This window comes from Polaromonas sp. (assembly GCF_012927485.1).
In the GTDB taxonomy this organism is placed as follows: Bacteria; Pseudomonadota; Gammaproteobacteria; order Burkholderiales; family Burkholderiaceae_C; genus Polaromonas.
The window spans coordinates 138,844-151,061 of the sequence record NZ_JABBPC010000035.1 but is presented as its reverse complement, the minus strand read 5'-3'; the positions used below and the strand labels follow the sequence as shown (position 1 = coordinate 151,061).

Here is a 12,218-nt window from a genome sequence, read left to right as displayed (position 1 = left end):
TCATGATTCCTGAAATCAGGCGAGCGCGGCGTCGGTGTCCATCAGCGCCCGGCTGCCGCTGCGCGCGGTCCGCATGAGCGTCGCGGTTTCCGGGAACAACTTGGCGAAATAAAAGCGGGCGGTCTGCACCTTGGCAAGATAAAACTTATCGGGGTTCCCCGCGGCGATCTCACGCAACGCGACTTGAGCCATGCGCGCCCAGAAGTAGCCGAAGACCAAGTGGCCTGCCACGCGCAGGTAATCCACCGCAGCGGCGCCCACCTCGTCGGGATTCTGGAAGCCTTTGAAACCTAGCTCGGTGGTGAACTTGGTCATTTGCTCGGCCAGGATCGCCAGCGGGTTAATGAACTCGGCCATTTTTTCGTTGACACCTTCTTCGGCGATCAACGCACCAATCAGCTTGCCAAATTTTTTCAGCGTGGCTCCGTTGTTACCCAGAATTTTGCGCCCCAGCAAGTCGAGCGACTGGATCGTGTTGGTGCCTTCATAAATCATGTTGATGCGGTTGTCGCGCACCAGTTGCTCCATGCCCCATTCCTTGATGTAGCCGTGGCCGCCGAACACCTGCATACAGGCGTTGGTAGCAATGTGCCCATTGTCAGTAATGAACGCTTTGACGATAGGCGTGAGCAACGCCACGATTTCGGCCGAATCTTTGCGGACTTTCTCGTCCGGGTGGTGGATTTCCTTGTCGAGCAGCAGCGTGCAATAAATCGCCAGCGCGCGGCCCCCTTCGGCATAGGCTTTGGCCGTCAGCAGCATCTTGCGAACATCGGGGTGCACGATGATCGGATCAGCCGGCTTGTCTTTCGCCTTGATGCCGGACAGCGAGCGCATCTGGATACGGTCTTTGGCATAAGCCAGCGCGTTCTGGTAGGCCACTTCGGTCAGACCCAGCGACTGGTTGCCCACGCCCAAGCGCGCGGCGTTCATCATCACGAACATGGCGGCCAGGCCCTTATTGGGCGCGCCCACCATGGTCCCTACGGCCTCGTCGAGCACGATCTGGCAGGTGGCGTTGCCATGAATGCCCATCTTGTGCTCCAGGCCACCGCAGTAGATGCCGTTGCGTGAACCCAGCGAACCGTCGGCATTGATGTTGAATTTCGGCACCGCGAACAGGCTGATGCCTTTGCTGCCTTTCGGCGCGTCGGGCAAGCGCGCCAGCACCAGATGCACGATGTTACTCGTCATGTCGTGTTCGCCGGCGCTGATGAAAATCTTGTTGCCGGTGAGCTTGTAGGTGCCGTCGGTTTGGGCTTCAGCCTTGGTGCGCAACAGCCCGAGGTCGGTACCGCAATGGGACTCTGTCAAGCACATCGTGCCGGTCCATTCGCCGCTGGTGAGCTTGGGCAGGTAGAGCTTTTTCTGCTCGTCGGTGCCATGGGCATGCAGTGCCTCATAAGCACCGTGCGAGAGACCCGGGTACATGGTCCAGGCCTGGTTGGCGGAGTTCATCATCTCGTAAAAGCACTGGTTGACCATGAACGGCAGACCCTGCCCGCCGTACTCGGGGTCGCAACTCAACGCGGCCCAGCCCCCCTCCACGTACTGCGCGTAGGCTTCCTTGAAACCTTTGGGTGGCGTGACTTCATGGGTCACCTTATCGAGTGTGCAGCCTTCTTCGTCGCCGCTGATATTGAGCGGAAACGTGACCGCAGTCGCAAATTTTCCGCCTTCTTCAAGCACTGCATTGATGGTGTCAGCGTCGATGTCGGCGTGCGGGGGCAAAACCCTCAACTCGTCGGTGACCTTGAGCACCTCGTGCATGACGAATTGCATGTCGCGCAGGGGCGGGGTGTAAATGGGCATGGTTACTCCTTGGATTGGGATGAAAGGCGGGATGTGGAAGTAGCGGCGGAGGCCGAAGCAGCGGGCGCTGCCAGACCTTCGCTACCGTAGCGCGCCAAGATATTGGCAAAAGCAGTGTTGGCCCGGTCTATTGAACCCGGCGTCTTCAAAAATCGGGCTTCGTAGTGCAGCGCCAGAATAAGACCGTGAATCTCAAAAACGATTTGTTGCTCATCGGCCCCGTCACGCAATTGACCGGCCTCTTTGGCCTGCACGACCGCGCGGTACATTGCGGCCAGCCAGGTCCTGACAGAGCCCGCTAGGGCATCACGCACCGGGCCGGGTCGGTCGTCAAATTCGACCGCGCCGCTGATGTAGAGGCAACCCGAATCGATCTCGATTGAGGTGCGGTTCATCCAGTTATGAAATAGCGCGCGCAGACGCGGCAGTCCCCGCGCTACTTGCAAGACCGGAAAGAAGACCTCTTCCTCAAAGCGGGCGTGGTATTCGCGAATCACCGAAATCTGTAATTCTTCGCGCGATCCAAAATGCGCAAATACCCCGGACTTGCTCATGTGCATGACCTCGGCCAGCGCACCAATGCTCAGTCCTTCCAGTCCAATCTGCGTAGCCAATCCCAAAGCCGCGTCCACAATAGCCGCCTTGGTCTGCTGGCCTTTTTGCTGGGGCTTAGGCTGCGCCGCACCGGTTGACGATGTGCGTTCAGGTTTAACAGGGTGTTCAGCGACGGTCATGGAATGGAATAAATTGGCAAAATAAAACGAACGATCGTTCTATTTTGCCGCAATTCCTTCTCCAGCAGGTCTTAACGGTCGTTTCTATCGCCGTTTATAGAGATAGAAGTCTAATCCCGCTCCTGATCAGTCAGCGTTCTTCAAGCAGCTCGAAGCGCGTATTTTTACAACTTGAAGGGCACGACTGTTTGCCGTTGCTCGCCCAAACCATCGATGCCCAGTGCCATCTGATCACCCTTTTTGAGGAACAAAGGCGGCTTCATGCCCATCCCGACTCCGGGGGGTGTGCCAGTGGTGATGACATCGCCAGGCTCCAGCGTCATGAACTGGCTGACATAGCTGATGATTTTGGCGACGCTGAAGATCATGGTTTTGGTGCTGCCGCTCTGCACCCGCCGGCCATTGACTTCCAGCCACATGGCGAGTTTTTGCGGATTGGGCACCTCGTCGCGCGTGACCAACCAGGGACCCAGCGGGCCAAAGGTATCGCAGCCTTTGCCCTTGTCCCAAGTGCCGCCACGTTCAATCTGGAATTCGCGTTCACTGACGTCATTGACGGCGCAATAACCGGCCACGTGGTTAAGCGCCTCTTTTTGTGACACATACCGTGCCCGCGTCCCGATCACCACACCGAGTTCAACCTCCCAATCGGTCTTGACGGATCCTTTGGGCAGCATGATGGGGTCGTTGGGGCCCTGAATGCAACTCGTCGCCTTCATGAACACAATGGGCTCCGCAGGGATGGGCAAACCGGACTCCGCCGCATGGTCCGCGTAATTAAGGCCGATGGCTATGAATTTGCGGATCCCAGTGAGCGGGCTACCGTAGCGCGGCGGACCTTTCACCAATGGCAATTTTTCGGCCTTTAGCCTGCTGAGTTTGGCGAGCGCCGCGTCGCTGAGTTGATTGGGACCAATGTCTGTGATGACGGCGGCCAAGCTGCGCAGTTTGCCGTCGGCGTCAATCAGGCCCGGTTTTTCTTTTCCGGGTTGGCCGTAGCGAACGAGTTTCATAAGGTCCCTTTTTCCGTCTTCAATATACAAAGAAAAAGCCGCCTACCGCACTAGGTAAGCGCGCGAGCTGCTATTCACTATAAGGTATTGCCTGCCCTGACAGGCCACGTACCAAGGCAGGGTCAGGCCAGAATGGTCGCCAGACTGGCTTCGAGGTGTTCTGACGGCAGCCGCTTGAAACCAGAGCGGGCAAAGCGCTGCAGACGACCCATCATGAACGCCACGATGACGGAAGCGCGGACTTGCGCGTCAACCGTCGGCGTCGCAGATCCGGCAGCGGCCGCGGCGTCACGCAAATGTTGTTTGAGACTTGACTCCAGCTTGTCGAAAAACTGATTCATACGGTCTTGCAGCCGGTCGTTTTCAAATACCAGGGCATCGCCCGCCATCACCCGCGCCATGCCTGGGTTTTTTTCGCCGAATTGCAACACCATGACGACCAGCTTGTGGGTGCGCACAGTGGGGTCGGTTTCCCGATCGGAAATCTGATTGACCAGCGTGAAAACGCTTTGCTCGATGAACTCGATCAGCCCTTCAAACATCTGCGCCTTGCTGGCGAAATGGCGGTAAAGAGCGGCTTCGCTGACTTCCAGTTTGGCCGCCAGCGCCGAGGTCGTGATGCGTTCTGCGCCAGGCTGCTCCAGCATGGTCGCCAGCGCCTGCAGGATTTGCACTCGGCGCTCACCCGGTTTGGGACGCTTCCGCGCTGTCGGCCCGGCGGCGGCCTCCGGGCTCAGTTCAGGTTCAGGGGCGAGATCGGACATAGGGCGGTAGACGAAAAATAAAGAATGTTTCAAAAAACTTAGAATCGTTGCAAATGATTCTCGCACAGCTGGGTCATGGTTCCCTAGTCCTCTTGAGAAGGCGCCCCGCCCGCCATCGCCCGCCGAAATCTCGATCCCAGGAAAGTCGGTTAACCTCAATGTGAGCGGATCATGGTTCCGTAGGCTTGTTCTGTCAAAATTTCCAGCAGCATCGCATGCGGTACGCGGCCGTCGATGATATGGACCGCATTCACGCCGCTTTTGGCCGCGTCCAGCGCCCCCTCGATCTTGGGCAGCATGCCGCCGGAAATCGTGCCATCGGCAAACAATTCATCAATCTCGCGCGCTGTGAGGTCGGTTAACAGTTCGCCCGCTTTGTTCAGCACGCCCGGCGTATTGGTCAGCAACACCAGCTTTTCAGCTTTGAGGACGGTGGCAAGCTTGCCTGCTACGACATCGGCGTTGATGTTGTAGCTCTCGTTATCTTCTCCAAAGCCAATCGGACTGATCACGGGAATGAACGCATCGTCTTGCAGCGCCTTGACCACGCTAGGGTCGATGCTGACGATTTCGCCGACGAAGCCGATGTCGTGCTCTTTGGCAGGGTCGTCCTTATCAAACATTTTGAGCCGTTGCGCCCGAATCATGCCGCCGTCGCGCCCCGTCAGTCCGACTGCTTTGCCGCCGGCCTGATTGATCAGGCCCACGATGTCCTGCTGCACCTGGCCCGCCAGCACCCACTCCACCACTTCCATGGTTTCTTCATCGGTTACCCGCATGCCCTGAATGAAGTGCCCCTTTTTACCTAAGCGGTTAAGCGCAGTTTCAATCTGCGGGCCGCCGCCATGAACCACCACCGGGTTCATGCCCACCAACTTAAGCAGCACCACATCCTCGGCAAAGTCCGCCTGCAAGGCCGGGTCGGTCATGGCATTACCGCCGTATTTAATCACCAGCGTTTTGCCGTGAAACTTGCGGATGTAGGGCAGAGCCTGCGCGAGGATTTCTGCTTTGTCGCGCGGGCCGATATGGGACAGGTCAGGATCAGTAGAAGGGTGAATCATTGCGGCTCGCCTTGCAGGAAGAAAAAGTAATCACGAATTGTGCCGCATGCATAGCCAAGCAACCCGAGGCACTTGGCTGTGGATTAACTTGGCTGGTAGCCCTGCACATGGCGCTTGAGCAAGACCTTGATCGCCTGGACATCGTTGGCTTGTGCCGCCAAATAGAGGGCCTGCAATTCGGGGGCCAGTTGCGACCACGGCAAACAAGGTTCATGCGCTTTCATAATGCGCGAGTGCGCCGTGGGTTCGGGGTTGTCGCCAATCAGAAGCTCTTCGTAGAGTTTTTCACCGGGTCGCAAGCCGATGACCTTGATTTGAATATCGCCTGTGGAAGCGCCGGCCTCGCACACAGTCAGCCCAGACAGTTCGATCATGCGGCGCGCCAAATCCATTATCTTGACCGGCTCACCCATGTCGAGCACAAATACATCCCCCCCCGCCGCCATGGCGCCGGCCTGCAACACCAGTTGAGCCGCCTCGGGAATCGTCATGAAGTAACGCGTGACTTCGGAGTGTGTGACCGTCAGCGGACCGCCTTCTGTCAATTGCCTGCGAAACAGCGGCACCACGCTTCCGCTGGAGTCCAGCACATTGCCAAAGCGAACCATGGTGAAGCAGGTTTGGTTAGTTTGCGCGCCCCCGAATCCGTCGGCCCCACAGAAAAAAGACGGCGCGCCTTCACCGGCGAGCGCCTGCAGGACCAGTTCGGCCATGCGCTTGCTGGCCCCCATCACGTTGGTTGGGCGCACTGCCTTGTCCGTCGAAATCAACACGAAGCGCGCGACAGAGTTCTCCAGCGCCGCGCGCGCCATAGTGAGCGTGCCATACACGTTGTTCACAATGCCTTCTCCGGCATTGCTCTCGACCATGGGAACATGCTTGTACGCCGCCGCGTGGTAAACGATGGCTGGCCTGTACAAAGCGCATAACGCCGACATGCGCGGGTAGTGGGCCACGTTTCCAAGCAGCGGCACCAGGTCAACTGACAATTCCAACGCGACACACTGGGCATGAAGTTCTTGATGAATAGCGTAAAGCGCAAATTCACTGTGCTCAACCAGCAGTAACTGACGCGGCCGCTGCAGCAGAATCTGGCGGCACAACTCGCTGCCGATGCTGCCTCCGGCACCAGTGACAAGCACGACATGATCCGTGAGATCACGCGCCAGCAGATCCGCGTCGGGCGGCACGGGCGTGCGGCCCAGCAAGTCCTCTACATCCAGTTCACGGAAATCACGCACCGTGACCCGGCCGCTGGCCAAGTCCGCCCAGGCGGGAACCGTACGGATATGCACGGGCAGACCGCGCAAACTTTCAATAATACTGTTGCGCCGCTCCCTGGACGCACTGGGCAATGCCAGCAAAATGTCAGTGACGGCGTGGTCAGCCACCAGTTTCGGGATTTGGTCGGGTCCAAACACGGGCGCGCCATTAATGGTGCGGCGTATTTTGAAGGTGTCGTCATCGATAAAGCCCACCAGCTTGTATTGGCCGGTCACGCCAATCGCCGTTGCGGTCTGCACGCCGGCGCTGCCAGCGCCGTAAATCAAAAGGCGCCCTTCCACCTGTCGGGCGAGTCGGGCTGGATCAGCCAGCCAAAAACGCGCCAACGCGCGGCTGGTGCCCACCAGCACCAGAAAGATGAGCGGCTGCAACAAGCCAATCGTGCGCGGTACGCCCGGCCATTGGTGCCACAGCAGAAGCGCTGAAAGCAGAAACCCATACACGGCAACCGCTTGCGCCGTTGCCACCAAGGCGGCCAGCCCGGTATAGCGGAAGATGGCGCGGTAGAGCCCAAACCGGATGAACACCGGAATCGCCAGCACCGGCCCGAGTCCGTAGGCCACCCACTGCATACCCGAAGGCCAGTGCAGCATATCCAGCCGCAGCGAAAATGCCATCCACATGGCGACGACGGCCATGAGGGTATCGAACAGCATCACGAGTAGAAATTTGGCAGCGCGCGGCCAATTGAGAACTTGACTACGCATGTTCAGCTGCGATTGAGCGTTCTCGATTTATAGGCATCCACTTTCCTTCGCAGTCATTTACGTGTTGCCCAATTGTCCCTGACTGCGCAGGAGTCCGTGCCTGTTGCGCCACCGAATGACTGGATTCAATGAGAAACGCCATCCCGACGCAACACTTTTACGAAAGTAAGCCAAAGAATCCGAATGTCAAACGCCAGCGACTGGCGCTGCAGGTAGTCCACATCGAGCTTTACCTTGTCGGGTATAGGCAGCTCGTCGCGTCCATTGATCTGAGCCCAGCCCGTTAAACCGGGTACTAGTTCGTGCACGCCTTGCCGGGTGCGCAACTCAATCAAATCGTGCTGATTAAACAGGGCGGGGCGGGGCCCGACAAAACTCATATCGCCTGCCAGAATGCTCCACAACTGCGGCAGTTCGTCCAGGCTGCTTTTGCGCAAGAAACTGCCGATGGGCGTCAAGTAGGCATCCGGGTTGCTCAGCAAATGCGTCGCCACCGCAGGGGTACCGATCTGCATGCTGCGGAACTTGGGCATCTTGAAAATGGTGTTGTTGCGCCCAACCCGGTCAGACCAATACAGGGCTGGCCCTTTTGAAGTCAGGCGCACCGCCAAGGCAACCAAAACAATCGGCAACAACAAGACCAGCGCGGCGCACGCAGCTACGAGCAGATCAAACAATCTCTTCATGCAAAAACAATCATTGCGCCAAGCTGAAAGATGGGGGAAAGCGTAGCGTCCATTTTTTAAGCTCCACTTTAAGAAGGGGCGTTAAGTAGCCGCTCAATTTCGGCCACGCACTGGCGGGAGGCAACCACAAGACTCGGCACAAATGCATGGCCATTACGCAAGGCGCTGGAAAGCACGACCAAATCCTCTATGTACCCGTGCACCACCTGGTTGCGCAGTTTGCGCATTTCCATCCATCCATCCATCAGCAGATTCGATGAACCGGAATTTCTCTGCCTTGTCCAGATTGTCAATCGTCGGGCCCAGCGTTTCTGCCAAGGCGCTCAGTAAAGCAGGCAGTAGTTTGTCGCCTACCGTGTCTTGCAGCCGACCAAAGCGGCTAACAAAGGCATCCAGGCGCTCGGCCAGAATGGGGGCTGCCTCGACCTCTTGCGCCTCTTCAATCGTGAAAAGATTTGGAAACAAACGACGATCCGTGTCCAACAAATGTTGACACTCCTTTGTAGTAACACGTGACAAAAACTCAAGGCGCGCGGCCAGTGATGTGGCTATTTTCAAAGCCGAACGCCTTCTGCAAGTGCTATGGCATGGATGGGTAAACGCAGCAGGTTGGGGGCCTGGACCAACACATCGACTTTTCGTCCGTATATTGATCTTGACACTCGAGCCGCAAGCCGTGCGGAGAGTTGGGCTGGCTCAGCTACAGACTCATCGAGCTCCACCAGCAGATCGATGTCTCCCCCCCGCGCGTCATCCCGTACCCGTGAGCCAAACAACCAGACCCGCGCAGAATCACCCGCAGTCAAGGATACCTCCCTGCGTATGGCTGCAATTTGTTCGATAGATAGGCGCATGGACAAATTTTAAGGCGTTACGAATACAAAGGCGAGGCAGCAGACCGTCGTGATCCACGCGGCGAGAGTCACTATTAATTAAATCAGCGTTGGCAAGTAGTTTGTTACCAAGGTGTCGATGATGGCTGACTGCAGCGCATCCTAGCCTCTCTTATTGGCATCCCGACCTGCTTGCTTTGACAGGGTCACTTGATCCGTGCGAAATCTAGCGGATGCACTGTTCGCATCAACGCCATCTCGCCGGAGGTTGCCACCACCACTTGGTCAAATCGGCGCGCCGACGCAAGCTTGTCACCCATTGACACTTGCGCTGCCCAAAAGTCGTCTTCAGCGCTGCTCATGCGCAGAGGGTGGGGATCACGCCCGTGGGCCATGCGCCTGATGATGTCTACCTCAAAACCGTCATTGTTTCTGGCTGTGTAATGCTGATCTTCAACCACCTCAAAGCTGGCATCGGCCTTGCGAAGTAAACCAATTAGCGAACTGTCAAGCTTTTCCATTACCGTGAAAAAAGCCAAACGCTTACGGGTATCAAACAACATATCTACGTCGCGAGTAGCCATCGCCTGCTCGGTGATACGCACACCTGCAGCCGCCTCATACGCGTAAAGAGCATGGGTGCCTACCACCAAAAAATGCGCATCAACACCCGCCTTCGCCATCTCGTTCAGAACACCGACCACGATGTTTGGCACCCTGCCCACCCGATGCGCCCGATTTAGCCTCTGTTGGGTGGCAAGCTGGGCCTTCAAAGCCTTCACCCGTAACTCAACGTTGGTCTTGCGCACCATGAAGCTATTAAACAGCTTTTGCGTGGTCTCAGAGTAAGCACCGAGCGATTTTTGTGCACCCGCGGCAGAACTGCGAATCAAGGTACGCGTACCCTTGAGTTCCCGCCAAAACATGAACCCGCGCACTTCTGCCGCTGCCTTTTTGGCTTGAGCCAACGCGATAAATACTGTTTCCGCATCAATGTATTGGCGCTTTTGACTCTCGGAGAGTTCAAACAAGCAGTCTGTTGCAGACATGATTAAAACTCGTGTTCAAGGTAAAAATGAAAAACTAAAGTTTACGTTGAACCTTATTAAAAATCAATTACTTATAATTTTTATCGCCGCCCGCCGCAAACCCTCTTCCACAGAAAGTGGTGGCACCCAGCCCAGCAGAGTACGGGCCTTAGAAATATCCACCTGCAAATTGCCGCACAAACGCTGCACCGCGTCGCCCTTGCCTAGCAAAGTGGCCCCCGCTTGCAAAGCCCACACCGGCAAAGGCAGCAAACGGGCCGGCACACCGGCTGCTTGCGCCATACCGCGCACCAGCTCGGTGGTGGACAGGTCTTGCCCGTCACTCACCAAAAAAGTCTGGTTGGCCGCTTGGGGGTGGGTGATGCAGGTGACGATGAAATCGACCAGGTTATCAAGCGCCACTAGGCTGCGCTGGTTGTGCACCGCGCCCAGCGGCAAGGGCCAACCACGCTGCACGGCGCGCATGAGCGCGGCAAAGTTGGCCTTCACACCAGGCCCGTAGACCAGCGGCGGGCGGATGATGACCACCTCTATGCCGGTTTCAGCCGAAATCTGGCGCAAGCCCTGCTCGGCCTCCATTTTGGAAACGCCGTAGGGGTCAAGTGGCGCTGGAATGTCATCCGCAGAAAAAGGCACCTCCAACTTCGTGGCTTCGCCATTGACCTTGACGGAGCTGATGAAGACAAAGCGCCGCACACCGGCTGCTGCGGCCTGGCGCGCCAAGTGCAAAGCCCCCTGGACATTGACACGGCGAAATTCATCCAAGGGATCGGTGGCCGCGTCAACCATCACGTGCACACGTGCTGCGGCGTGCACGACGACTGAGACGCCCGCCAATGCGCGACTCCAGTCCGCATCTGCAGTCAAGCCAGCCACCTGCACCGTGTGAATGCCATCTGGCATGGATACGCCGTTGCGACGAACGCAGGCGCGCGTTTCAGTTCCTTCACGGGCCAGTCTGGCCACCAGCGCAGAGCCGACAAAACCTGTTGCGCCTGTCACCAAAATCATTGTGTGCCCCGGGATATCGAGGGCGAAATTGCTCCGACTTTTAACTGTCCTATCCATTCCTCAAGTTGATTGATCAATGTGCCACGATCAAATTCACGGACACTCACATTCAACCCATTTCTGCCCATAGTGTCCCGCTCGTCACGAGTCATTTCCGAAAGTTTCAGGACGGCGGCGGCCAACCCGGCATGATCGCCGGCAGCACATGTCAGGCCCGAGCGAGAGTTCTCTACCACCTCGGCGCCCTCGCCGTTCAACATGGCCACGACCGGGATACCAGCCGCCAGATACGACTGAAGCTTTCCCGGAATCGTCATGGAAAAAATGGGTTCGTCCTTCAAGCTGACCAACAAGGCATTCGCATGCCGGAAAAACGAAGGCATCCTCTCCACTGGATGCCGCCCCAGCATCAGGACGTGATCCTGCAGATTGCGGCGCTTGATTTCATCGGCAACCCAGTGCGCCATCCGCCCATCGCCAACGATCAGCCACCGGATGTGTGCATGCGACTTCAAGCTTTCTGCCGCCGCCAGAATCGCGGGGAAATCCTGGGCATCACCAATGTTCCCGGCAAACATCACGTTGAAGCTCCCGGGCTTTGAGAGGACCTCATCCGCCGGGATAGTGTTCTGCAAATCAAAAATAGATTCAGCCCAACTCGGAAAATACTCGACCCGGATGTCTTTGCCAGCGTACTTCCTAATCTGCGGCATAAAGCTTCTTGACTGCGCCAGAATCAAATCACAGCGCCTATAGATGAAGGCAACCAGTTTGCCCACAGCGTGCATGATTACAGGGGAGCGCACAACACCAATCGCCTGCAAGGTTTCAGGCCACAGATCGAGCACCCAAAACGTCAGAGGCGCGCGCTTGACTGCACGCATCACAGCGGCAGGAAGGCCGACGGTGATGGGTGACGGCTCGTACGCGAAGACCGCATCAAACTGACGCCCGCGCAGTTTCCATGGACCGACCACCGACGCACTGACCGCAAAGGTCAGGTAATTCAACATCAAGCGCAGACCACCATTGCTCCTTGGCATAAGCGGCACTCGAATAATCTCGGCACCTTCGTAATGCGCATAGCGGGCAGGGGCGTCGCGAAACTGCGAGAAAACCTTGCCATCAGGATAGTTTGGAACACCGGTCAGTACCGTGACGTGGTGACCACGCCGAACCAACTCGGCCACCAAATCGTTGATCCTGAAGTTTTCGGGCCAAAAATACTGCGAAACGACGAGCAAGCGCATTAATGGTTTGC

12 protein-coding genes are annotated in these 12,218 nt (G+C 57.2%); all 12 read right to left on the bottom strand.

Going from position 1 to position 12,218, the window contains the following annotated elements:
• Positions 1-15: 15 nt before the first annotated feature.
• Positions 16-1,812 carry an acyl-CoA dehydrogenase C-terminal domain-containing protein gene (locus HHJ16_RS14455; RefSeq protein ID WP_296901689.1) on the bottom strand — a complete coding sequence of 599 codons (1,797 nt, stop codon included), beginning with the start codon at positions 1,810-1,812 and terminating at the stop codon, positions 16-18.
• A gap of 2 nt (positions 1,813-1,814) precedes the next feature.
• A complete protein-coding gene (locus HHJ16_RS14450; RefSeq protein WP_296901687.1) occupies positions 1,815-2,546 on the bottom strand; it encodes a TetR/AcrR family transcriptional regulator in 732 nt (243 codons plus the stop codon).
• A gap of 164 nt (positions 2,547-2,710) precedes the next feature.
• On the bottom strand, positions 2,711-3,559 hold the full coding sequence (locus HHJ16_RS14445) for a fumarylacetoacetate hydrolase family protein (RefSeq protein WP_296901686.1): 849 nt from the start codon (positions 3,557-3,559) through the stop codon (positions 2,711-2,713).
• Between the two features lie 122 nt (positions 3,560-3,681).
• Complete coding sequence (gene slmA, locus HHJ16_RS14440; RefSeq protein ID WP_296901684.1) at positions 3,682-4,323, bottom strand: nucleoid occlusion factor SlmA; 642 nt, start codon at positions 4,321-4,323, stop codon at positions 3,682-3,684.
• 155 nt (positions 4,324-4,478) lie between these two features.
• The gene (argB, locus tag HHJ16_RS14435) at positions 4,479-5,387 is read right to left on the bottom strand and encodes an acetylglutamate kinase (protein ID WP_296901683.1); all 909 of its coding nucleotides are present in this window, start codon (positions 5,385-5,387) and stop codon (positions 4,479-4,481) included.
• Positions 5,388-5,470: 83 nt separating this feature from the next.
• Positions 5,471-7,378 (bottom strand): nucleoside-diphosphate sugar epimerase/dehydratase, encoded by a 1,908-nt coding sequence (locus HHJ16_RS14430; protein WP_296901682.1) that lies wholly within the window; start codon positions 7,376-7,378, stop codon positions 5,471-5,473.
• A 125-nt stretch (positions 7,379-7,503) separates the two neighbouring features.
• Positions 7,504-8,064, bottom strand: a complete 561-nt coding sequence (locus HHJ16_RS14425; protein WP_296901680.1) for a sugar transferase — start codon at positions 8,062-8,064, stop codon at positions 7,504-7,506.
• A gap of 153 nt (positions 8,065-8,217) precedes the next feature.
• Positions 8,218-8,529, bottom strand: coding sequence for a hypothetical protein (locus HHJ16_RS14420; RefSeq protein WP_296901678.1), 312 nt, complete (start codon positions 8,527-8,529; stop codon positions 8,218-8,220).
• Between the two features lie 89 nt (positions 8,530-8,618).
• Complete coding sequence (locus tag HHJ16_RS14415; protein WP_296901677.1) at positions 8,619-8,918, bottom strand: nucleotidyltransferase domain-containing protein; 300 nt, start codon at positions 8,916-8,918, stop codon at positions 8,619-8,621.
• 185 nt (positions 8,919-9,103) lie between these two features.
• Positions 9,104-9,946: a GSU2403 family nucleotidyltransferase fold protein gene (locus tag HHJ16_RS14410; RefSeq protein WP_296901675.1), complete on the bottom strand. Its 843-nt coding sequence runs from the start codon at positions 9,944-9,946 to the stop codon at positions 9,104-9,106.
• A gap of 63 nt (positions 9,947-10,009) precedes the next feature.
• Positions 10,010-10,957: an SDR family oxidoreductase gene (locus HHJ16_RS14405; protein ID WP_296901673.1), complete on the bottom strand. Its 948-nt coding sequence runs from the start codon at positions 10,955-10,957 to the stop codon at positions 10,010-10,012.
• Positions 10,954-12,207, bottom strand: coding sequence for a glycosyltransferase family 4 protein (locus HHJ16_RS14400; protein WP_296901671.1), 1,254 nt, complete (start codon positions 12,205-12,207; stop codon positions 10,954-10,956). Before HHJ16_RS14400 ends, HHJ16_RS14405 begins: the two co-directional genes overlap by 4 nt.
• Positions 12,208-12,218 lie beyond the last annotated feature (11 nt).